The organism is Kocuria gwangalliensis, assembly GCF_039544365.1.
Lineage (GTDB): Bacteria > Actinomycetota > Actinomycetes > Actinomycetales > Micrococcaceae > Kocuria > Kocuria gwangalliensis.
Map to the genome: position 1 here is coordinate 126,570 of NZ_BAABLN010000002.1, position 23,776 is coordinate 150,345.

The following is a 23,776-nucleotide window of genomic DNA, read 5'->3' on the forward strand; positions in this document are numbered from 1 at the left end:
CGCTCTGGGTGATCCAGAACACATCCCGGCGGCAAAAATCAACCCTTCGGTTGACCGCTGCGGGTCAGTCGCAGCCCGTTACAGACCGACCTCGGACTCGAAGTGACCTTCTTCCAAACGCTTCTTCATGGTGGAGAGGAAGCGACCGGCATCCGCGCCGTCGACCAGGCGGTGGTCATAGGTGAGCGACAGGTAGCACATGTGACGGATAGCAATGGTGTCGTTGCCGTCGGCGTCGGTGATGACCATGGGGCGCTTCACAATGGTGCCCGTACCCAGGATGCCGACCTGCGGCTGGTTGATGATGGGCGTGTCGAACAGGGCCCCGAAGGAACCGATGTTCGTGATTGTGAACGTGCCACCGGTCAGCTGATCCGGGGAAATGGAACCGTCCTTGGCGGCGGCACCCAGCTCCGCGATCTGCTTGGACAGGCCACCCAGGTTCAGGTCGCCGGCGTTCTTGATGACCGGAACCAGCAGACCACGCGGGGTGTCAACGGCGATCGCAATGTCCTCGGAGCCGTTGTACACGATCTCCTTCTCGGACTCCTTGAACGTGGCGTTGAGGACCGGGTGGGCCTGCAGGGCCTCGGCCACCGCCTTGGCGAAGAACGGCAAGAAGGTCAGCTTGGCGCCTTCGCGCTTCTGGAACTGATCCTTGGCCCTGGATCGCAGCTGAGCCACGCGGGTCATGTCCACCTCGGTGACCTGGGTCAGCTGAGCAGACACGTCCAGTGACTCGCGCATGCGCTTGGCAATGGTCATACGGATGCGGGGAGCCTTCTCGGTGGTACCCCGCTTGGCGTCCGCGGCCGGAGCTGCGGACTTCTCCTTGGTGCCACCGGCCACGGCCGGTGCCATGTCCACCGACTGGTCCTTGGACTCGGAGGCCTTCGAGGATTCCTCGGCGGCAGCCAGCACATCCTGCTTACGGATACGGCCACCCACCCCGGTACCCGTGAGAGTGGAGAGATCCACGTTCTTCTCACGGGCCAGCTTGCGTACCAACGGAGTGACATAGCCCGCAGCCTCGGAGGGGCCCGAGGTCGACTTGGGCTTCTCGGACGAAGAATCGCTCTTCTTGGGCGCGGACGTGGACTCTTCCTTGGCCGGCTCCCGCTGGGGTTCTTCCTTCTTGGCGGGTGCCTTCTGCTCGGCAGCCTCTTCGGTGTTCTCACCGGAATCGGCTTCGGTAGCGGCGTCCTCGATCTCTTCGCCGGTGGCGTCCTCGGAGGAGCTCGTCGAGGAATCGTCGGAGCCGGAGTCACCGGAGGAGGCGTCGGATTCGTCGCCGACGATGGCCAGGACCTGACCGACCTCGGCGTCCTCGTCTTCCTGGACCTTGATCTCCAGCAGGGTGCCGGCCACGGGAGAAGGCACCTCGGTGTCGACCTTGTCGGTGGAGACCTCCAACAGGGGTTCGTCGACCTCGATCTGCTCGCCGACTTCCTTGAGCCAGCGGGTCACGGTGCCTTCGGTGACGGATTCACCCAGTGCGGGGAGGGTGACCTCCACGGAGTTGCCCGAAGACTTCTTGGTGTCGGCCTTCGGGGCTTCCTTGGGCTCTGCCTTCTGCTCGGCAGCTTCTTCGGTGTTCTCACCGGAATCGGCTTCGGTAGCGGCGTCCTCGATCTGCTCGTCGGAGGAATCATCGGAGGAGCTCGTCGAGGAGTCGTCGGAACCGGAGCCGTCACCGATGACGACCAGCGGTGCGCCCACCTCGACGTCCTCGTCCTCGTCAACCAGAATTTTCTCGATGACACCCGCGACGGGGGAGGGAACCTCGGTGTCGACCTTGTCGGTGGAAACTTCGACTAAGGGTTCGTCGACGGCTACCTCGTCGCCAACTTCCTTGAGCCAACGAGTAACGGTGCCCTCGGTGACTGATTCGCCCAGTGCGGGCAGGTTAACGGTTTCAGACATTGCCTTGTCCGTCCCTCTCTAAACGTAGAAATGCTCTCAAGTTGTCAGGGCGGGTGAGCGCCCCTGTGGTGGGCCAACCATCGATGCCCGCCGGGGTGGCGGGCATCGACTCGACATCAACCGTGCAGCGGGGCTCCGGCCAATGCCATGGCAGCTTCACCGATGGCCTCGTTTTGGGTGGGGTGGGCGTGGATGAACGCGGCGACGTCCTCCGGGTAAGCCTCCCAGTTGACCATGAGCTGACCTTCACCGATCTGCTCACTGATGCGTGTGCCAATGGCGTGGAATCCGACAATGGGACCGTCCTTCTCGCGCACGAGCTTGATGATGCCGCCCGTGCCGAGGATGGAGCTCTTACCGTTGCCGGCCAGATTGTATTCGAAGGTCTCCACGTTGTCCTTACCGAACTTCTCCTCGGCCTTGGGCTGGGAATAGCCCACGGAGGCGATTTCGGGTTCGGTGAAGGTGACCTTGGGAATGTTGATGTCCTCGACGATCACGGGGCTCAGACCGGCGATCTCCTCGGCCACGAAACGACCCTGCTGGTAACCGCGGTGCGCCAGTTGAACGCCGGGAACAATGTCCCCGATGGCGTAGATGTTGCCGACACCGGTGTGCAGACGCTCATTGGGAGTCACGAAGCCGCGATCCATGGGGATGCCCTGATCCTCGAAGCCCATGTTGTCGGTGTTGGGGCCGCGGCCGACCGCCACGAGAACGATGTCCGCTTCGAATTCCTTGCCGTCCGCCAGCGTGACCTTGGCGCCGTCGTCGTTTTGTTCGACCTTGTCGAAGAACGTACCCAGGTTGTACTTGATGCCGCGCTTCTTGAACTCGCGCTCGGCGACCTTGATGATGGCGGGATCTTCGTTGGCGACCAGATGGGGCAGCCCCTCGATCACGGTGACATCCACGCCGAAGGAACGCCACATGGACGCGAATTCACAACCGATCACGCCGCCGCCCAACACAATCGCGGACTTGGGCACGAAGTCGATCTCGAGGGCCTCGGTCGAGGTCATCACACGACCGCCGATCTCGATGCCCAGGGTCTTGGCGTAGGAACCGGTGGCCAGGATGATGTGCTCACCGGTGTACGTGGTGCCGTTGGCTTCAATGGTGTTGGGTCCGGTCAGTTTGCCTTCGCCGGCAATGACCTCGATCTTGCGCATCTTCATAAGACCGGTGAGGCCCTTGAACTTGCCCTGCACGATCTTGTTCTTGTAGTCGCGCACCGCACCCATGTCGATAGATTCCAAGGTGGCCTTGATGCCGTACTTCTCCGACTCACGGGTACCCTCCGCCAATTCGGCGGAATGCAGGTACGCCTTGGTGGGGATGCAACCCCAGTGCAGACACGTACCGCCCAGCTTCTCCTTTTCGAACAATGCCACGGAGTAACCCAGCTGAACTGCGCGCAATGCTGCTGCGTATCCAGCGGATCCACCGCCCAGGACGAGAATGTCGTATTGGTTGTCGGCCACGTTGGCTCCCTCGGGGTTCGAGTGTATTGACGTTGCTAGCGGTCTGGCCGTACCGATCTGCGGTCCGTTCAGACACTGAGATGTTTTGTCCCCACCTTATCGCCACGCCCAGGGTCTCACCAGGTATTGCTGGCTCCTGAGACCCCGATGCGTGGCGTGTGTGGTGGGGGGGGGATCATTTCCCTACGACGCGTAGTTCTCGGCCACGCTCAACAGGGTGCGAACACCGAAGCCGGTTCCCTCCTTGGGTGTGTAGCCCCAGGGGGAGCCCTCGTTGAACGATGGGCCGGCAATGTCCACGTGGGCCCACGGGACGCGGTTTCCCTTGATTTCCGGCACGAACTCGCGCAGGAACAAGCCCGCGACCAGCATGCCCCCGAACTTGTCGCCCATGTTCTTGATGTCGGCCACGTTGGAGTTCAAGGATGCTCGCAGGTGCTCGGGCAACGGCATGGCCCAGGACGCTTCGCCAACAGCGGAAGCGGCCTCGGTCACCATGTCGCGCGCCGCCTCATCGCCCATGACGGCGGCGGTGCGGTTGCCGAGTGCGACCATCTGGGCTCCCGTGAGGGTCGCGATGTCCACCAGCAGGTCCGGATCCTCCTGCCCCGCGGCCCACAGGCCGTCGGCCAGCACCAGGCGCCCTTCGGCATCGGTGTTGAGCACTTCCACGGTGTGACCGGAATGCATGGTCAGCACGTCTCCGGGGCGGGTTGCGGTGGCGGAGGGCAGGTTCTCCGCCAAGCACAGCCAACCGGTCACGGCCACGGGCAGCTTCAACTCGGCCGCGGCCATCACGGTGGCGAGCACGGCTGCGGCTCCGGCCATGTCCGACTTCATCGTCATCATTGACGCGGGGGGCTTCAACGACAGTCCCCCCGAATCGAAGGTGATGCCCTTACCGACGAACGCTACGTGGCGCTTGGCTTTCGCGGGGGCCCATTCGAGCTTGACGAGGCGGGGGCCGTTCACCGACCCCTGGCCGACACCGAGCAACCCGCCGAAATTGCCTCGGGCGAGTTCCTTCTCGGCCAGCACGGTGACCTTGACCTTGCTGCCCCCGGCGGCGGCGACCGCGTAGTCGGCCACGAATTCCGGATTGGCGGTGTCCGGGGACAGGTCGACCAGATTGCGCGCGGTGCGTACGGCCTTGATCACGTGCGCGGCACGCTCCACGGCCGCGTGGGATTGCTTGGCCAGGTCCTTGGCCACGCACACGGTGGCCGAGTCGACGGGGGCCGATTGCTTGTCCAGGGTATGGACCTTCTGCGCCGTGTAGCTGAAGGCGCCCATTCCCAGGCCTTCCGCGACGGCCTGAACCTCGGTCACGGACGTGGCGGGGAGGGCCACGACGACGCTCGTGGCCTTGCCTGCCAACTGGCGAACGGCGGCGCCGGCGGCCCGGCGCAGGGACTCCGCGTGAGCGGCGTCGTCGTTGGGGGTGGAGGTTGCACCCAGGCCCGTGAAGGCGACCAGTCGTGCCGACACGTTGGAGGGGGCCGGGATCACGGTGACGGAATCCGCTGAACCGGAGGCGCCGGCGAGTTCGGCGAGCTCGGACAGTGCGCGGCTCAGTTTGGCACTCGCGGAGGGGCCAAGGTTGACGGAGGTACCCGGGGACTCCACGCCCACGATGAGGGCGTCCGCGGTGATCGCTGCCGGCGACTTGGCACTGACGGCCAATCTCAGATCGCTGATATTCACAATGTCCTGCACGGTGGTCACGATGGTGTCCTTTCGTTCGGAAACACTGGCACAAGCCCACGCCAGGAGGATCGCAACGTGGGGACCGTCACCGATCTTATCCGGACGGGTAGTTCCGCAGTACGCTGCGGGAATACCGGCGGGTCACACCGGCGTTGAAGTCAGTGATGTCAGGCGCGGCGATTCCCTTGCCGGAGTCGCCCCACTATTTTCTGCAGGAGGTCGATGTGCTGGATCCAACGGCGCTGTACCTGAGTGACCCCGCGTTGCTGGGGGATGGGCGACTGCGCGGATTGCCCATGATCGTGGCGCTGTCCGGATACGTGGAGGCAGGCCACCTGGCCGGGCAAATCGAAGCCGTGGTCATGGATTCCATGCCCAGTGAAACCCTGGCCCAGTTCGACCTGGACCAGCTCTACGACTACCGATCCCGCCGCCCGCACGTGAAATTCTTGGAGGACCACTTCGAGGAGTGGGACGCACCGGAATTGACCCTGCGCGTGGTCACGGACGGCCTGGGTCGTCATTTCCTGCTCCTCACCGGACCCGAACCCGACACCCAGTGGGAACGCTTCACCCAGGCCGTGGTCGGTCTGGCGCAGCGCCTGGATGTGAGCCTCGTGGCATTGGTGAGCGGCATTCCCATGCCCGTTCCCCACACCCGCCCCATGCTGGTCACCGCACACGGCCCGCGCGCGGACCTGCTGCCGAGCACGGGCGGTAACAAGCCGACCTTTGAAATCAGCGCCTCCGTCTCGCACCTGCTGGAATTGCGGTTGCAGGACGGTGGTATTGATCACGTGGGCCTGTCGGTGCACGTACCGCAGTACCTGGCGGAGTCGTATTTGCCGCAGGCCGCCGTGGCCGCCCTGGAGCACTTGAGCGCGGTCACGGGTCGCACCTTGCCCACCGACGAGCTGCGCGAGGCATCCCGCGGGGTGATTCAGCAGATCAACGAACAGGCCAACGGGTCCCCGGAAATCCAGTCCGTCATCGAGAACATGGAACGGCGATACGATGACGTGGTCGATGCGTCAGCGCATCGGTCCATTCTGGCTGGTCCTGACCACGACGATCTGCCCGACGCCGACGAACTCGGAGCCGCAGCGGAGGCTTTCCTCGCGTCTCAGGACGAGCAGGACCATTGATCTCGCGGCCCCCGCAGTAACCGGGCCGCGTTCTCCACCGCGATCCAAGGACTTCGAACATGCCACACCCTCCCATGTCTTCACCCCGTAATCGGGGGAAGGATTCGCGAGCGGCGTGGATTGTGTTCGCGGTGGGGATCTTCGCCTACTTCTCCGCGGTGGCCCAGCGCACCAGCTTTGGTGTGGCATCCGTTGAAGCGGCGAATCGTTTCCAGACCGTAGCGGCGGGTCTGTCCATGTTCTCCATGATGCAGGTGCTGGTTTACGCTGCGCTCCAAGTTCCCGTGGGTGTTCTGGTAGATCGTTTCGGGCCGCGCGTCCTGATCAGCGCCGGTGCTGTGTGCATGGTGCTGGGTCAGCTGCAACTCGCCGCGGCGGAATCGGTCACCGCCGGTGTGATCGGGCGGATCCTCGTGGGCGCCGGTGATGCCGCCACGTTCGTGTGCGTCATGCGTTTGCTACCCGCGTGGTTCTCCGCCATGCGCGTCCCCATGCTGTCCCAGGTGGTCGGCATGACCGGCAACCTGGGGCAGTTGTTCTCCGTCATTCCCTTCGCGGCACTGCTCCACGCGGCCGGCTGGGTCCCGGCATTCATCACCTTGGCCTCGTTGGCGTTGTTGTCCGGCGTGCTGTCCGCGGCCCTGCTTCGGAGCGCGCCGCCGGGGGTCAATGTCCTCAATGACTCCATTTCTTTCGCGACCGTGGGTGCCACCATTAAGGAATCACTGCGGGAACCGGGTACGCAATTGGGTTTCTGGGTGCACTTCGCGGTGCAGTTCGTGGGCAACACCTTTGCCCTGATGTGGGCCTACCCCTACCTGCAGAACGCGCAGGGGCTGGACGCCACACAGGCCTCCTCGGTCATGACGGCCTTCGTGGTGGTCAACGTGGGGGTCAGCCTGGGCGTGGGTAAGCTCAGCGCGGTTTTCGCCCGGCACCGCTCCGCGCTCGCTCTGAGTTTCTGCGCGGTGATTTACGGCGGCTGGGCGCTCATGTTGTTGTGGCCCGGTGAGGCCCCCACCGCCGTGATGTTCATCGCGGTGGGCATGCTCGCGCTGTCCTATCCGGCGTCCATGCTCGCCTTCGACATCGTGCGCAGCTTCAACCCGCCCCGTCGTGGCGGCACCGCCACCGGCCTTGCCAATGTGGGTGGGTTCATTGCGTCGTTGGCGGCCATTTACCTCACGGGCTTGGTACTGGACCTGCAGTTCGCCGCCGGGGTCTCACCGACTCTTTACGACGCCGAGGCATTCCGTCCCGCGATTGCCGCGCAGGGACTCGTGGCCGCGGTGGGTATCATCGCGGTGCTCGTCTGCACCAGGAAGGTGCGTAAGGTGCACGGCCCGCAGTCGATTTGAGCGCGACGCGTTCGAGTTGGTTGCGCGGGGCACGGCATACGGGCTCCACAGGTCCCCTTCCATAAGTTTTCGAGGCCGCGGACCCCACATTTCGACGCCGCCGCGGGGCGAGTTGTGCCCGCCGCGCGGATCGTGGGGGCATGACCCTCCTCAATGATCCTCAAGAGCCCGTCAAGATCCGCTGCGACGAAGACCTCCTGGCGCTGATCCCGCATCAACTGGGGTACGAGCCGCGTAATTGTGCCGTTCTCTTCATCCCCGTCGCCAGCGGGGGTGCGCTGTGCCTGAAGCTGCCCACTCCCAACGGGAGCGAGGATCTTGCGGAGTACGCACAGCAACTGACCGAGGTCACCGCGACCACGGGCCACGTCCATCAAGCAACGGTTGTGGTGTATTCGGATGCGGCCGTGGTCCCGCAACCGGAGGCGGATTTCTTCCGCGCCGCGTGGCTCGGGTTGGCCGTCGAGGATTCGGGGATGCGCACCACCGGTGGTTTCGTCGTGGGTCCCGAGCACTGGTGGAACCTCCAACGATTCGACGAGCCACAACCACGGAGCGGTATCAAGGACAGCCAGCTCAATGCCCACATGGTGACACTGGGCAGCTGTTTCCATCAGCTGACCCCGGAGCAACCGGGGCGGGTGCCGGACGCACTGAGACATCGATCCTCCGGGTTTCTCGCCGCACTGGGTCGGCTGACCGAGGGCCCGGATGTCAGGCCGACCGAGGACGAGGTCCCCGAAGACTTCGGGGCCGTGACCGGCGGCACCCAGCACGAATGGGTGGACGACGAGGTGCGCTATGAGTTCCGGGCGCCGGCCTGCTACGAACGGGATCTCAGACGCTGGCAGGATGCCGTCGCGGCGCTGAATTCCGGAGGCGGCGACTGGCCCATTGCGTTGTCGAGCCTTACCGATCAGCATCTCGCCGGGCTTGTGATCTCTTTGAATCACAGCATCACCCGTGACGCGATCTTCTACTCCTGGTTGACCGGGGACCAGGACAGGGCGATCCGAGCTCACAAAGGATTGCAAGCGTCCTTACGGGACGTTTTGTCACTTCCGGTGCCGGCCACCGAGTGCCGCGCTGCGGCTGAAGACATCGCCGAGGGGCTGTGCTGCGCCCATGCGGTGCTGGGGCAGTGGGAATCCGTTCCTGACTGGGCCACCGTGGAGGCCGCGTACCGGATCCTCGAGGGACTGGACCTGATGCTGACTCACGGGTTGGAAGCCGCCGGGGCCTCTCGGGGGCGAGACAGCCGATGCGTCGAGGGTCACGCGGATGTGGTCTCGGCACGCGCCCAAGTGGAGGTGTACAGAGGCCGTGCCTTCACCGCCATGGGGCTGTTGGATCGCAGTACCGCGATAGCCGAGGATCGGGAGGCAGCCAGGACCGTGCGCCGTCGCCTGGACCTCCAGGACATCCCGTGGTGGAGCACCGACCCCCGGACGGCTTGGCCCGGAGACCGTTGGTGGGCCAAGCGCACTGCCGCCCGCCACGCTCACGAAAATTAATGAAGAAGAACCGGGAACAAAACCGGGGGCATGTATGTTGGCTCAACTAGGACCCTTCTCGTCCGGGCGGCAGCAATGCCGGGAAACCGGGCTTGACAGGGTCATAGGCGCGTCCACCACACATGGTGACAATGCACCTCGCGACCGGTTCAACGAAAGGTTCTCAGTGTCACCTGCTGCAAGCAAGACCGCGAACGAGTCCACGGTCTCTGAGGAGTCAACGGACTCCGCACAGAAGACCACTCAGGCCAGCACCGGCCGGGCGAGTACCAGCGGTGCGGCGAAGAAGACCACGGCGGCCAAGAAAACCGCCGCCAAAAAGACCACGGCCGCGAGGAAGACGACCGCGGCCAAAAAGACCACCGCCGCGAAGTCCACCGCTGCCAAGACCCCGGCGACCAAATCGACCGCGGCGAAGAGCACGGCCACCAAGGTCGCTGCGGCCAAGGCCGCTCACGCCGAGGACACCGTTGAGGTCGAGGAGGCGGAGGCAACTCCCGCCAAGACCACGCGCACCCGCAAGCCGGCTACCAAGACCACCGGCACCGCCCGTAAGCCGAAGACTGCCACGGCAACCGCAACGGGTCGGGGCCGTAAGAAGACCGCCGACGCTTCCGGGACCGCCGAGGCAGACGAAGAACTGCTCGCCAATCACGATGAAGCGATCGAGGACGAGCGGGATTCGGACGAAGCAGAATCGGCACAGGCCAGTCCGGAAGAGTCCGCACCCCGCATGAAGGGCCGCGAGGACAAGACCGCCCGCGGGTTCGTGCTCACCAGCAACGACGAGGACGATGCCCCCGCACAGCAGGTCATTGCCGCCGGTGCCACCGCGGACCCCGTCAAGGATTACCTCAAGCAGATCGGTAAGGTCGCACTGCTCAACGCGGAGCAAGAGGTTGATCTTGCACTGCGCATCGAGGCGGGCCTGTTCGCCGAACACAAATTCGCGGACGAGCAGGAGTCCATGGACGCCGAGACCCGCCGAGCCTATCGCTGGGTGATTCACGACGGCCGACGCGCCAAGAATCACCTGCTGGAAGCCAACCTGCGTTTGGTGGTTTCCCTCGCCAAGCGCTACACCGGCCGCGGCATGCTGTTCCTGGACCTGATTCAGGAAGGCAACCTGGGTTTGATCCGCGCCGTCGAGAAATTCGACTACACCAAGGGTTTCAAGTTCTCCACGTACGCGACGTGGTGGATCCGTCAGGCCATCACCCGCGCCATGGCGGACCAGGCCCGCACCATTCGTATCCCGGTGCACATGGTCGAGGTCATCAACAAGCTGGCTCGCGTGCAGCGCCAAATGCTCCAGGACCTGGGCCGCGAACCCACCCCGGAGGAACTCGCCAATGAGCTGGACATGACCCCTGAAAAGGTCGTGGAGGTTCAGAAGTACGGCCGCGAGCCCATTTCATTGCACACCCCGCTCGGTGAGGACGGCGATTCTGAGTTCGGCGATCTCATCGAGGACTCCGAGGCCGTGGTTCCCGCGGATGCCGTGTCCTTCACCCTGCTCCAGGAGCAGTTGCACTCCGTGCTGGACACCCTGTCCGAACGTGAAGCCGGTGTCGTGGCCATGCGTTTCGGTCTGACCGACGGTCAGCCCAAGACCCTGGACGAGATCGGCAAGGTCTACGGGGTCACTCGTGAGCGGATTCGCCAGATAGAGTCCAAGACCATGTCCAAACTCCGCCACCCGTCGCGCTCGCAGGTGCTGCGGGACTACCTGGACTGATCCGGTACGCCATGGTGAATCAGGAGTACTCCATGACGTCCCAGGACGGTCGTGTCCAGAGCATGTTCAACCGGGTGAACCGCAGTTACGACCGGGTCAACGCGCTCATGACCATGGGCCGGCACGCACAGTGGTGCCGAGAGGTGGCCAAGCGCGCGGACCTGGCCGTGACCGGGCGGCTGCTGGACATCGCGACCGGCACGGGCGAAATCGCCCTGGCCGCGCGGCGTCGTTACCCCGGCGCGGAAATCTACGGTGTGGACTTCTCCGAGAACATGCTTGCGGAAGCGCGTCGGAAGCCCGGTGCCGAAAACATCGAGTGGGAGTTCGCGGATGCCCATCAGTTGCGCTTCGAGGACGAATCCTTTGATGCCGTGACTCACGGATACCTGCTCCGAAACGTCAGTGACGTGGAGCGGGTGCTCCGGGAGCAGTACCGGGTGTTGAAACCGGGCGGCCGCGTGGTGGTGCTGGAGACCTCGCCTCCGCGCGGACTCCTCAAGCTGGTGCTGTCCGCCGGGATGAGCGTGGTCCTCCCGCTGCTGGGTCAGCTCATCGCCAAGGATCGCGAGGCCTACACCTACCTCAAGAGTTCCACCCTCGGATTCATGACGCCGGACGAGGTCGCCCGGGTCATGGAGCGCGTGGGATTCCGCGGGGTCGACTGGTCCACCAAGTACTTCGGCACGAACGTGATCATGTGGGGTCACAAACCCTGATCCGGAGTCCGGCAGGGGATAGCGAAAGACCGGGGCACGCACCGTACGGTGCGTGCCCCGGTCTTGCTTCAACCGTGGGAAACCTCAGGAGGCTCCCAGGTGCTCCGTTTCGTCCTGCCAAGTGGCAGCCAGCGGGCGCAGCTTGCCCTCGTTCTTGCGCGCGTGGTGCGCGCAGAAGAGCAGTTGACCGCCGGTGCTTTCGAGGACCACGCGGACGTATGCCTGGGCGCCGCAGGCGTCACAGCGGTGGGTCGCGTTGAGTTCACGCGTCTCGAGTGTCGCGTTCATGAGATCCTCCTTACGGATACAGGGTCTGTAATCCCACCTCGCGGTGCAATCACGGTGCGCAGTTGATTCCGGAAACCAACACTGCAGCACGTATCAATAGAACCAAAGGTAGACCCGATTACTTCCCCGGGAACAGTGGTTTCGCCCACCGCGCACAATGTCGGTGCCGCGGTCTAAAGTGGGGGAGTCCCACCCGCGCCCTCAAGCCAGACACTCGGGAGATTCAGCACCGTGACACCCACTCGTTCCGAATACAATGCCCGGCACCTTTCCGTTCTGGAGGGCCTGGAAGCGGTGCGCAAGCGCCCGGGTATGTACATCGGTTCCACCGACTCCCGCGGGCTCATGCACTGCATGTGGGAAATCATCGACAACTCGGTGGACGAGGCGCTGGCGGGTTTCGGGCAGAACATCACCGTGATCCTGCACAAGGACGGTTGCGTGGAGGTCCACGATGACGGCCGCGGTATCCCCATTGACAAGGAACCCCGCACAGGTCTCACGGGTGTCGAGGTGGTGTTCACCAAACTGCATGCCGGCGGTAAGTTCGGCGGCGGTTCCTACACCGCCTCGGGCGGTCTGCACGGTGTGGGTGCCTCGGTGGTCAATGCCTTGTCCTCGCGTCTGGACGTGCAAGTGGATCGCGGTGGCAAGACCTATCAAATGTCCTTCAAACGCGGTGAGCCAGGTATTTTTACGGACAAGGGTGCGCCGTCACCGAATGCTCCGTTCGAGGCGTTCACGGACAACTCCGAACTCAAGATCGCGGGTAAGGCCAAGCGCGGAGTCACGGGCACGCGGATCCGGTACTGGGCCGACGAACAGATTTTCACCCCGGACGCCAAGTTCTCCACGGAGGAGCTGGTGCGCCGTGCACGCCAAACTGCGTTCCTGATCCCGGGGCTACAGATCACTGTCCGTGATGAACGGCTTCTCGCCGGAACACCGGGGGAAAACGGGCCTCACACGGAGGTGTTCCAGTACGACGGCGGTATCTCCGAATTCGCCGAGTTCCTCGCCATTGACGCGCCGGTCACCGATGTGTGGCGGCTGCAGGGCCAGGGCAGCTTCACGGAGCGCGTCCCGGTCCTGGACGACACCGGACGCGCTCAGTTGCAGGACGTGGAACGCGTGTGCGAAGTGGATGTCGCACTGAGGTGGGGGGTCGGCTACGACACCACCGTGCGCTCGTTCGTCAACATTATTTCCACGCCCAAGGGTGGTACGCACCTATCCGGTTTTGAAACGGCACTGCTGAAGACCATCCGGAAACAAGTGGATGCCAACGCGCGCAAACTCAAGGTCGGCAACGACAAACTCGAAAAGGACGACGTCCTGGCGGGCCTCACCGCCGTGCTCACGGTTCGCCTGGCCGAACCGCAGTTCGAGGGTCAAACCAAGGAAGTTCTGGGCACCCCCGCGGTACGTCAGATCGTCTCCAAGGTCGTGGAGTCGCAACTGACCCAGCAGCTGACATCGAAGAAACGCGATGACAAGGCGCAGGTCAGCCAGGTGCTGGACAAAGTGGTAGCGGAAATGAAGTCCCGGATCTCGGCGCGCGTGCACAAGGAGACCCAGCGGCGCAAGAACGCGCTGGAAACTTCGTCCATGCCCACCAAGCTGGTGGAATGCCGCTCCGCGGACGTGAGCCGGTCCGAGTTGTTCATCGTGGAGGGCGATTCCGCCCTGGGCACGGCCCGGTTGGCCCGCAATTCCAACTACCAGGCGTTGCTGCCCATCCGCGGAAAAATTCTCAACGTCCAGAAAGCATCCATCACGGATATGCTCGCCAACACCGAGTGCGCCGCGTTGATTCAGGTGATCGGTGCAGGATCGGGACGCAGTTTCGACGTGGACGCCGCTCGCTACGGCAAGGTCATCATGATGACCGACGCGGATGTGGACGGGGCGCACATCCGCACCCTGCTTCTCACACTCTTTTACCGTTACATGCGCCCGCTCGTTGAGGCCGGGCGCGTTTACGCCGCGGTTCCGCCGCTGCATCGCGTGGAGATCATCAATCCCGGTTCCAAGGCCAACGAGATGGTGTACACGTACTCGGAACGCGAACTCGAAACCCTGCTGGGCAGCCTGGAGGAGCAGGACCGCCGGTACAAGGAACCCATCCAGCGCTACAAGGGCCTGGGCGAGATGGATGCCGATCAATTGGCGGAGACCACCATGGACATCCGGCACCGCGTGCTGCGCCGGGTCAGGGTATCGGACGCCGAGGCCGCCGAACACGCGTTCTCCCTGCTCATGGGGTCCCAGGTGGCTCCGCGCAAGGACTTCATCGTGGCCGGCGCCGCACAGCTGGATCAGGACCGCATCGACGCCTGATCCGGGAGAAAGGCATCAGCGTCGGGGGACAGGAACAACTGTGTCGTGACGTGGCTGCGATTTGAGCCACGGCTGGACGAGCAGTCGACACCCGCGCCACGAACCGCGCCCCGAATCTTCCACGCGGAAGATGCGGGGCGCACTCGTTCGCTACGAGGCGGCTCAGCCGTCCAGGGGCAGCGTGTCCTGCCCGGCGGGAACCGACTGGGTGTCCGGGGCGGAGTTCGCCGCGGCGTCCGACCCCGGCACGGGCAGCCCGGCGAGAGCCGGGCCCACCGCGTGCACGTCGCGGTCCACGCTCACCCCTGAGCCGTCACGACGACCGTATTCGTGGGGCAGGTTGCGGGCGACTCCGGCCGCGGATACGGCCTTACCCGGCCCGTGACCCACCCATGCGAGGTTCAGTCTGGACTCTCCTGTGAGCAGCCGCTGTGCGCGCACTCCCGCGGTCGCACGCCCCTTGGCCGGGTATTCGGAGAGGGGAGTCACCTTGATGGACGCCACACCCGTGTCCGGCAGCTGATCCTGGCCCCCGGCCTGGGTGACCACGACGGTCGCGGGGTCCTCCCGGACCGCGCCGAAGAAGATCGCGCGTTCGCCCGGGGCCAGTTTCATCCCGGCCACACCACCGCCATTGCGTCCCTGCGGCCGTACGAGATGCGCGGCGAAGTGCAGCAGCTTGGCATCCGACGAGACGAACACCAGTTCGACGCCGTCCGTGCATGCGGACACGCCGATCACGCGGTCTGCGTCCTTGAGCTTGATGACCGGCCACTGGTCGAGGTTGAGCGGGTAGTCGGGATTCACGCGCTTGACGATTCCCTGTTCCGTACCCACGGCGAAGACCTGGTTGAGGGGCACCAACCCCACCAGGTGCTCGTTCTTATCCAGGCCCAAGAAATCGGCGGCGAGCACGCCGTCCGCGAGGCGTGGAACGCCGTCGAAATCCTGCAGCACGGGAATGTCAATGCAGGATACGCGCAGCATGCGGCCCGTGGAGGTGACCGCCGCGATCTCACCGCGTGCGGTCGTCGGGAGCACGCTCGCGAGCGCGTCGTGTTTGAACCGGCGCGGAGCATCGGCCAGTGGCGTCCGGGTGGTGGTGCGCGCCAGGCGACCGGTCGTGGAAACGAACGCCCAGCACGGGTCGTCGCTGATCTCGAGCGTGACCGACGACGCCGCGTGCTTGCGTTTGCCGTCCGCGTCCGCCGCCGAGGTCACGGCCGGCAGGTCCTCCGCTTCGAGCAGGACGGTGCGGCGATCATCGCCGTGCGTCTGGGCGACCTGCTCGAGTTCATCCGCAACGACCCGCCGCAGTGTCTGATCGGAACCGAGGATCGCCTCGAGCTCGGAGATCTCTTTGAGCAGCTGGTCCCGTTCGGCCTCGAGCTCGATGCGGGAGAACTTGGTGAGCTGGCGCAGGCGTAGTTCCAGGATGTGCTCGGCCTGGGCGCGGGAGAGGTCGAAGACCTTCATCAACCGGTCGCGGGCCTCGGCCGTCTGCTCGGAGGCGCGAATGATCTGGATGACCTCGTCGATGTCGACGATCGCGATCAAAAGGCCTTCCACCAGGTGCAGCCGGTTCTGGCGCTTGGCCAGCCGGAACGCGGTGCGGCGGCGCACCACGGACAACCGGTGATCGGTGTAGACCCGCAGCATGTCGAGCAGGCCCAGCGTGCGCGGCTGGCCGTCCACGAGCGCCACGTTATTGATGCCGAAGGAATCCTCCATGGGCGTGTGCTTGTACAGCTGAGCCAGCACGGCGTGGGGGTTGAATCCGTTCTTGAGCTCAATGACCAGGCGCAGCCCATTGGTGCGGTCGGTGAGGTCCACCACATCAGAGATGCCGGCCAGTTTTTTGGACTGGACCGCGTCCTTGATCTTTTCCGTGACCTTCTCCGGACCCACCATGTAGGGCAACTCGGTGACCACGATGCCCTGTTTGCGTGGCGAGACCTGCTCGACGGAGACTTTGGCCCGGGTCTTGAATGAACCCCGCCCCGTTCGGTAGGCATCGCGGATGCCCTCCAGGCCCACGATGCGCCCGCCCGATGGCAGGTCGGGACCCGGCACGAACTTCATGAGCTCTTCGAGCGAGGCCTCCGGGTTGAGAATCAGGTGACGCGCACCCGCCACCACCTCGCGGAGATTATGGGGTGCCATGTTGGTGGCCATGCCCACGGCGATCCCGGTGGCGCCGTTGACCAGCAGGGCTGGGTAGGCCGCCGGGAGCACACCGGGTTGCTGGAACTGGTTGTCGTAGTTGGGAACGAAATCCACGACGTCCTCGTCGAGATCTCCCGTGAGTGCCTGAGCGGCGGCCGCCATGCGGGCCTCCGTGTAACGCGGGGCCGCGGGACCGTCGTCCAAGGAACCAAAGTTTCCGTGGCCGTCCACCAGGGGCAGTCGCATCGCGAAGGACTGGGCCATGCGCACCATGGCGTCGTAAATCGCGGAGTCACCGTGGGGGTGGAGCTTGCCCATCACCTCGCCCACCACACGCGCGCTTTTGACATGACCGCGATCCGGGCGCAAGCCCATTTGGTCCATCATGAACAGGATGCGACGCTGCACCGGCTTGAGCCCATCACGCGCGTCAGGCAGGGCGCGTGAGTAGATCACCGAATAGGAGTACTCCAGGAAACTCGTTTCCATTTCCTGCGTGACATCGATATCCACGATGTGCTCTGTGAAATCCTCAGGCAACTCCTCCTGTTCGGAGCGGGTGGTTGAACGACGTCGGGCCATCTAGCGGCAACTCCTCGAATAATCGGCGTGTACCTGTCGGGAGGTCACACGGTTGGCTACTCTGAAGTCTATGGGTTCTCACGATGAAGGTTCGCAGTCACCGTCCTACCCCGAATACTGGGAAGCAGACGTCATCATGCGTGACGGTGCCACCGCTCATCTGCGGCCCATCAGCCCGGACGACCGGGAGCTTCTGACCGAGTTCCACGGTAAGCAGTCCGAGGACAGCATTTACCTCCGGTTCTTCTCCTACAAACCCGCGCTGTCCGAGAAGGAACTGGCACGATTCACCACCGTGGACCATGTGGACCGCGTGTGCTTCATCCTGTTGTTGGACGCCAAGATGATCGGGGTGGGTCGCTACGACCGCACCTCCGAGCGCGCGGCAGAAGTCGCGTTCATGATCTCGGACCACCATCAGGGCCGCGGCATCGGGTCCATCCTGTTGGAGCACTTGGCCGCGGCCGCCCGCGAGAACGGGATCGATCGATTCACCGCGGAGGTACTCCCCGAGAACCGCAAAATGCTCCACGTGTTCGTGGAGGCCGGATACGACGTCTCCCGGCAGTTCGAAGATGGCGTGGTGGTGGTCGATTTCGACATCGACCCCACCGAGAAGTCACTGGCCGTGATGGAATCCCGCGAACACCGTGCCGAGGCCCGCTCCATCCAGGATCTACTTACTCCGGAGGTCGTGGCCGTGATCGGGGCGTCCGCGGACCCGGACCATGCCGGCTTCCACGCCGTGGAAGGCATTTTGAACGGCGGTTACACGGGCACCCTCTACGGGGTGGGGAACACGCCGTTCGAGCGGGACGGTCTCACCTTTGTCAAGAGCGCCCGGGACATCCCCGTGAAGATCGACCTCGCAATCATTGCCGTCCCCCGGGATGGCGTGGAAGCCACCATCGCGGAGTGCGGCCGAGCCGGGGCCAGGGCGGTGGTCGTCATGACCGGCGGCTACGCGGAGGCCGGCGCGGACGGTGCCGTTCAACAGCGGCGCCTGGTACGGATTGCCCGCGCGTCCGGCATGCGCGTGGTGGGCCCCGCAAGTTTGGGTTTCATCAACACCTCGGAGGAGGTCAGGCTCAACGCCTCGGTCCTGCCGCGAATGCCGCAGGGCGGGGGACTGGGGCTGTTCTCCCAATCGGGTGCGATCGGCACCATGGTGTACGGGGCTGCCCGACGGCACCGGGTCGGGCTGTCCAGTTACCTCTCGGCCGGTAACCGCGCGGACGTCTCCGGCAACGACATGATGCAGTACTGGGAGGACGATCCGACCACCACGGTGTGCGGCCTGTACCTGCAGTCCGTGGGTAATCCCCGAAAATTCTCGCGGATCGCCCGCAGACTCTCCCGTTCCAAGCCCGTCATCGTGGCCAAGTCCGAGGTCACCGGGTTGCGGTTGCCCCCCGGGCACACGGGGCGTACCACGCAGGCACCCCCCGGAGCCCTGGACGCGATGTTCCGACAGGCAGGAGTGATCCGCGCCGGGACGGCCGAACAGTTGCTGGACATCGCGGCCGTTGCTGAGAGCCAACCGGTTCCGGGCAACAACCGGGTGGCCGTGGTCTCCAATGCGTTGGCACTGTCCCAACTGGCCGAGGACTCCGCCATCCGCCTGGGCATGGAACCCGCGGTCTCCGACGGCAACGTGGACACGAGCCAGGGCCCCCAGCACGCGCACGAGGCCATTGTGGACGCAGTGCGCCGCAACGCGTCCCTGGAGGGAGTGGCCAGCCTGGTGGTCGTGCTCATGCCCGTGCCCGGGCTCGACCACAATGCACTGGTCGATGAGATCGCGCGGCAGGCCCGCACCGCCGAATGCACCGCGGTCGGTGTGTTCACCGGACAGTTCGGCAGCGACGCCAAGACGGCCATGGTGCACACCACCGACGACGGCGCGTCCCTGCCCTGCTTTGATTCGCCCGGCGCGGCCCTGCTCGCCTTATCGAGTGTGGTCACCTACTCGAGCTGGCGCGATCAGGAATACGGGCACGTGTCGATCCCCGAGGACTTCAATGACGACGCCATCGAGAAGTTCCTCGAAAAGCTCAAGCCCCAGATCCCCGGGGACGGGCTCTACGAACTGACCACGGACGAGACGACTGAATTGCTGGGGCACGCCGGGATCACGGTCCTGGAGTCCGTGCGGTTCTCCGAACCCGACCAGGGCGTCACCGCCGCGGCGCGGCTGGGCTATCCGGTGGCGCTCAAGACCACCGACCCGCACTTGCGACACCGCCTGGACCTGGGCGGGGTGGCGTTGAACATTGAGGACGAATCGCAGCTGCGCGTGGCCATCACCACGATGACGCGCGCGCTCGCAAGCTTCGGAAGCTCCGATTTCGAGGTGCAGTCCATGGCGGCCACGGGTCAGACGGTCCTGCTGCGGGCCATTGAGGACCCGTTGATCGGTCCCGTTCTTTCCTTCGGCATGGCCGGGGACGCCGTCAACCTCCTTGACGACTGGGCGCACAGGGTTCCGCCGCTGACCGATCAGGACATTACCCGCATGGTTCGGGCACCAAAGGCGTCCAAAAAACTCTTCGGACACCAGGGAGTCCCCGCCGTGGACACCACCGGTGTGGAGGACCTGATCAACAGGGTCGCTCTCCTCAAGGACCAGTTCCCCGAAACCGCGTCCCTCGACCTCAACCCGGTCCTGCTGTCCGGCTCCGTGGTCACGGTACTCACGGCAACCATCACGCTGGGTGACCCCGGGCAGCGCACCGACAGCGCTCGCCGGGCCATGCGAGGCTAGGCCGCTTACCGAGTGTCGGACACGATAGCCGGGCGTTTCGAGTTACTGGAACCCATTGCCAAGGGTGGCAGCGGGGCAGTCTGGCGAGCCATGGACCTTAAACTGGGGCGGGAATGCGCGGCCAAGGTGCTCCGCCAACGAGATTCCGCTGATTTGTTGCGGTTCGTCAGGGAACAGTCCGTGAAGCTGGATCACCCACACGTGGTGGCGCCCTACGGGTGGGCGGCCGAGGACGAGTACGTGGCGATCGGCATGCGGCTGGTCAGCGGGGGCACCCTCGAAGCGGCCCTGGGTGACAACGGAGCCGTTTCGGAGTCGGTGGCGGAGGAAATCCTCTACCAATTACTCCAGGCACTGCAGTTCGTACACGCTCGCGGGTGGATTCACCGGGACGTCAAACCCGGCAATGTGCTCATGGAACCCACCGGCTCCGGGCGGCCCTGGGCGCGTCTCGCGGATTTCGGGATTGCCGTGCGAGCCGAGGACGCCCGATTGACCCACACGGGAACCGTTGTCGGCACGCCGGGCTATCTACCCCACGAGGCGTACGGGCCCATGGAGCCCTCCGCGTCCACGGACCTCTACGCCGCCGGGGTCACCGCGGTTCGACTCGTGGACCCGCACGTTGATCTCAGCGACCCCCTGGAACCGGCCGCCGTGGCGGGGCTGTTCCCCGAATCACCGCAGTTGCGAAGTCACGTTGCCGGGCTGCTGAGTACGGATCCCCAACAGCGCATCGCCGCGGCGAAAACCGCGCTGCTGGATCTCGGCGAAGGCGCGGGCCGTCGATGCGACCGCGAATCCCTGACGGCGGAGGGCGAGCCCTTCGAAATCTTCGACGTGCTCTCACCCACGACCGAACGGGAACTGTCCACGGTACCCGATGCGGCGGTGCTGCCCCTGCCCGACGACGCGCCCATGACGCGGATCCAATGGCATGCGGTGCGACGCCAGGGGGAACAAACGCAGCAGGCTCATCCTGCGCCCCAACTCTCGGATGACCCCCTGAACCCTTTCGGTGCCGGGCAGGAGACAGAAGCGCTGCCACGCCACGGCGCGGTGAGCACCCTCGCGCGGACAACGACCGTCACGGACACCGGCCCCGCTCAGCGAGTGACCCGAACAAAACCGGCCCGCTCGAAACGATCTCGCGCGCCGTGGGTCCTCCTCACCCTGGTACTGGCCGCGGTCGCCTTGACCGCGGGCTACTTCTGGGTGGGCCCAGTCATGAGTTCATGGCTGGACGGTGCGACCGGTCCCGAGCCCGAGGTGACCCAACCGCAGGACGGCACGCCGGTGCCGTCGGCCCCGCAAGAACCCAGCATGGACGTGACGCCGGTGTGCACCGAAAAGGAGGACGGCACACTCTCGTGCGTGGTCACACCATGAGTCACAACAATTGCGCACAGGCGAGGTAAGTGAAGGACAATGGACGCATGACGTATTCAGCTCCCGACGGCTCGCGCTTGATCGAGGACATCAGCACGGCCGGGTTCTATCCGCAACTCGTGGAAGACGTGGTGCGGGATTCCCTCGACGGTAGGCAGCCCGTGTCCCACCTGGTGCAGTTGGAAACCCACTTCAACAACACCGAACTCCACCGCCACATAACCGTGCTGGTACTCGCGGAGGATGTCCTGCACATCACCCACGTGGACGACCAACAGTTCGACGACAGCGGTCGTGACGTGGTGGCCCGGGTCTCCACGGAAACCGTGGGGATCTCCCAGATCCGTTCGGTCACTCTCAGCTACGCGTACCACCAGCCGCAGAATTACCGCCCCGACACACCCATCATGGAGCTGACGCTCGCGGTGAGCTGGACCGGGACCCAGCAACTCGAGTTGTACCCGGCCATGTGCGAGGACCCGGAGTGCCAAGCGGACCACGGGTACACGGGCACGGCCGCGAGCGAGGACGTGGTGATGCGCATCAGCTCCGAAGCGGACGGCAAAGATGCCGTGGAGGGCGCCCGCGAATTCGCGCGCACATTACGCCGGGCCAATCTGGCGCCCGTGACCGACTCGGGAGCCCAGATCGCACAATCGCCCCACCAGCGCCCCATGACCGAACGCCGCCCCTCCGAGGCCCCCGTGCAGCGACCGCGGTTCGGTCATCGCTTCACGGGCCGTGACTCCGGGCGCAAATCTTCATGACCCTTCCCGCGGATTTTCCCGCGCCTCCGCGGTACGGCGGGCGCAGCGTGGCGGACGTGATGACATCGGCCGCGGCCGCCTTGGGAGTACCGGGGACCACCAATACCTTGGGGCTGCCCAAGGCGCAACGGTACGTGGTGGTGCTCGTGGACGGCCTCGGGGCCGAGTTGCTCAGCGAGTGCTCTGGTCATGCACCCACGCTGCGCAGAGCCCAGTCCCTGGGGGTTCTCGACGCCGCTTTTCCCACCACGACGTCCGTGTCCCTGTCGAGTCTGGGCACGGGTCTCGCCCCCGGACAGCACGGCATGCTCGGTTACGACGTGGTGGATCCCCACCAGGACCGCGTGGTGAACATGCTCGGCCAATGGAGTCCACGGATCGAACCGGAAACGTGGCAACCCCACCGCACCGTGTTCAACCGGTCGGAGGACACCGTGGACACCGTGACGGTCAGCAAGCCCCGGTTCCAGAATTCAGAGTTGACCCGGGCTTCCCTGCGGGGTGGCCGTTTCAAGGGCGCCGACGGCGTGTTCGCTCGCACCGCAGCGGTCCTCGACGAGTTGCGCGAGGGCAAACGAGCGCTGGTCTACTTCTATTGGGACGAGCTGGACAAAGTCGGCCACGCCAAGGGCTGGCGTTCCGAAACCTGGCTGAAGGCCCTTGAGGAGCTGGACTCCGCCATCAAGCGGCTCGTCCAGAAGCTGCCACCCAACACGCGTGTCGTCCTCACGGCCGACCACGGGATGGTTGACGTCGCGGCCGAACACCGCTTTGATGCCAGCGCGGTCCCCGGCCTGCTGGACGGCGTGCGCCACACCGCGGGAGAACCTCGAGCCGTGCAACTGCATGCCCAACCGGACACGGATCCCGTGCACATAGCGGCGCGCTGGCAGGAACACTACGGCGACACCGTGTGGGCGGTGACCCGTGAGGATCTCACAGCCGGGGGGTATTTCGGACCGGATCCGGATCCCGTCATACTGGAACGCGCGGGGCACGTGTGGGTCCTCGGTAGGGAACCGGTGGCCATTTACGATGTCTCCCGCCAGGGCGCCAAGCCGCTCACCATGGTGGGTCAGCACGGTTCCCTCACACCCGCGGAGCGTCTGATTCCCGCCCTGCTGTGGTGACCGCGTCGTTACTTGCTGGCCGTGGGTTTCGGGGCCGGTTTACCACCGTTGGCGGGAGCCTTAGGCGTGGCCGGCGGTTTGGGCGCGGGCGCCTTGGACGTCGCCGCCGGCTTGGGCGCCTGCGTCGGCGCTGAGGTCGGCTTGGCTGACGTGGTCGGCTGTTTCGTGGGGGCCGTGGTCGGCGTCTTGGTGGGTTCGGGGTTCTTGGTCGGCACCGGGGCCTTCGTCGGCTGCGGCTGCGGCACCGGAGCGGGCGGCGGAACAGGAACGACCGGGGGTGCCACGGGCGGTGGCACGTACTCCTGCACCGGGGCGGTCTCGACCGGGGTGAGGGAGGGCGTGCGGGTCGGGGTGACACTGGGCGACGGGGTCGGCGATTCGGATTCGGTCGCGAAATCGGCCGGTTCCTGATCGTCTTGGGAGTTGGACAGCCCGGTGACCGCCAGCGCCCCGACACCCACCAGTACGAGGAGAGCGGCCAACCCGAGTACGAGCGGCGCCAAAAAACGCCGGAACCGCCCGCCGTCGTTGGGATCGGCGGAACCTGCGGTAGTTTCCGCAACCGGTTCGTCGGCACCAAACAAGTCGTCCTGGATGGAATTACCCATGCAATGCGTCCCTCGAATCCATGAATTGCCAGAGCAAAGCTGGACCGCTTTCTCCCCTTAGCCCAATCTGCCTTAGCCTCGATCCACCGACGCGGGTTCAGGCCGGAGTGTGATTCCAGAAGCACCGGGTGAATTGATTTTGGGCGTGAGGAAG

Annotated in this window: 16 protein-coding genes; 10 read left to right on the forward strand and 6 right to left on the reverse strand. The window is 64.9% G+C overall.

What is annotated here, in order from left to right:
* Positions 1–78: 78 nt before the first annotated feature.
* The 3 genes from sucB to ABEA06_RS01890 all read right to left on the reverse strand — a co-directional run bounded on the left by sucB (position 79) and on the right by ABEA06_RS01890 (position 5,132).
* On the reverse strand, positions 79–1,923 hold the full coding sequence (sucB, locus tag ABEA06_RS01880) for a 2-oxoglutarate dehydrogenase, E2 component, dihydrolipoamide succinyltransferase (protein WP_345310368.1): 1,845 nt from the start codon (positions 1,921–1,923) through the stop codon (positions 79–81).
* Between the two features lie 116 nt (positions 1,924–2,039).
* Complete coding sequence (gene lpdA / locus ABEA06_RS01885; protein WP_303381645.1) at positions 2,040–3,407, reverse strand: dihydrolipoyl dehydrogenase; 1,368 nt, start codon at positions 3,405–3,407, stop codon at positions 2,040–2,042.
* Between the two features lie 183 nt (positions 3,408–3,590).
* Complete coding sequence (locus ABEA06_RS01890; RefSeq protein WP_303381646.1) at positions 3,591–5,132, reverse strand: leucyl aminopeptidase; 1,542 nt, start codon at positions 5,130–5,132, stop codon at positions 3,591–3,593.
* A 206-nt stretch (positions 5,133–5,338) separates the two neighbouring features.
* On the opposite strand from ABEA06_RS01890, the gene ABEA06_RS01895 reads away from it, so the two are divergent.
* The 5 genes from ABEA06_RS01895 to ABEA06_RS01915 all read left to right on the forward strand — a co-directional run bounded on the left by ABEA06_RS01895 (position 5,339) and on the right by ABEA06_RS01915 (position 11,588).
* Complete coding sequence (locus ABEA06_RS01895) at positions 5,339–6,259, forward strand: PAC2 family protein (RefSeq protein WP_345310369.1); 921 nt, start codon at positions 5,339–5,341, stop codon at positions 6,257–6,259.
* Between the two features lie 59 nt (positions 6,260–6,318).
* A complete protein-coding gene (locus ABEA06_RS01900) occupies positions 6,319–7,617 on the forward strand; it encodes an MFS transporter (protein WP_345310370.1) in 1,299 nt (432 codons plus the stop codon).
* A 140-nt stretch (positions 7,618–7,757) separates the two neighbouring features.
* On the forward strand, positions 7,758–9,131 hold the full coding sequence (locus ABEA06_RS01905; RefSeq protein ID WP_312395641.1) for a hypothetical protein: 1,374 nt from the start codon (positions 7,758–7,760) through the stop codon (positions 9,129–9,131).
* A 166-nt stretch (positions 9,132–9,297) separates the two neighbouring features.
* Positions 9,298–10,869 carry an RNA polymerase sigma factor gene (locus ABEA06_RS01910; protein ID WP_345310371.1) on the forward strand — a complete coding sequence of 524 codons (1,572 nt, stop codon included), beginning with the start codon at positions 9,298–9,300 and terminating at the stop codon, positions 10,867–10,869.
* A 32-nt stretch (positions 10,870–10,901) separates the two neighbouring features.
* Complete coding sequence (locus tag ABEA06_RS01915) at positions 10,902–11,588, forward strand: ubiquinone/menaquinone biosynthesis methyltransferase (protein WP_303381651.1); 687 nt, start codon at positions 10,902–10,904, stop codon at positions 11,586–11,588.
* An 84-nt stretch (positions 11,589–11,672) separates the two neighbouring features.
* On the opposite strand, the gene ABEA06_RS01920 is transcribed toward ABEA06_RS01915, so the two are convergent.
* Positions 11,673–11,876: a DUF7455 domain-containing protein gene (locus ABEA06_RS01920; protein WP_303381652.1), complete on the reverse strand. Its 204-nt coding sequence runs from the start codon at positions 11,874–11,876 to the stop codon at positions 11,673–11,675.
* A 231-nt stretch (positions 11,877–12,107) separates the two neighbouring features.
* Between ABEA06_RS01920 and ABEA06_RS01925 the strand changes: the two genes are divergently transcribed.
* Complete coding sequence (locus ABEA06_RS01925; protein ID WP_345310372.1) at positions 12,108–14,216, forward strand: DNA gyrase/topoisomerase IV subunit B; 2,109 nt, start codon at positions 12,108–12,110, stop codon at positions 14,214–14,216.
* 162 nt (positions 14,217–14,378) lie between these two features.
* Here the strand turns inward: ABEA06_RS01925 and ABEA06_RS01930 are convergent, their stop codons facing one another.
* Positions 14,379–16,964 carry a DNA gyrase/topoisomerase IV subunit A gene (locus tag ABEA06_RS01930; RefSeq protein WP_345310373.1) on the reverse strand — a complete coding sequence of 862 codons (2,586 nt, stop codon included), beginning with the start codon at positions 16,962–16,964 and terminating at the stop codon, positions 14,379–14,381.
* Between the two features lie 70 nt (positions 16,965–17,034).
* Between ABEA06_RS01930 and ABEA06_RS01935 the strand changes: the two genes are divergently transcribed.
* The 4 genes from ABEA06_RS01935 to ABEA06_RS01950 are packed head-to-tail and all read left to right on the forward strand — an operon-like array spanning position 17,035 to position 23,014.
* A complete protein-coding gene (locus ABEA06_RS01935; protein WP_312395842.1) occupies positions 17,035–19,728 on the forward strand; it encodes a bifunctional acetate--CoA ligase family protein/GNAT family N-acetyltransferase in 2,694 nt (897 codons plus the stop codon).
* A gap of 12 nt (positions 19,729–19,740) precedes the next feature.
* On the forward strand, positions 19,741–21,117 hold the full coding sequence (locus tag ABEA06_RS01940; protein ID WP_312395841.1) for a serine/threonine-protein kinase: 1,377 nt from the start codon (positions 19,741–19,743) through the stop codon (positions 21,115–21,117).
* Between the two features lie 47 nt (positions 21,118–21,164).
* Entirely contained in the window at positions 21,165–21,884 is a 720-nt protein-coding gene (locus ABEA06_RS01945; protein ID WP_303381657.1) for a DUF5998 family protein, read from the forward strand.
* Positions 21,881–23,014, forward strand: coding sequence for an alkaline phosphatase family protein (locus tag ABEA06_RS01950; protein WP_345310374.1), 1,134 nt, complete (start codon positions 21,881–21,883; stop codon positions 23,012–23,014). The genes ABEA06_RS01945 and ABEA06_RS01950 overlap by 4 nt, the downstream gene beginning before the upstream one ends.
* 8 nt (positions 23,015–23,022) lie before the next feature.
* Here ABEA06_RS01950 and ABEA06_RS01955 read toward each other — a convergent pair whose 3' ends face one another.
* Complete coding sequence (locus ABEA06_RS01955) at positions 23,023–23,622, reverse strand: hypothetical protein (RefSeq protein ID WP_312395838.1); 600 nt, start codon at positions 23,620–23,622, stop codon at positions 23,023–23,025.
* Between the last annotated feature and the right edge of the window lie 154 nt (positions 23,623–23,776).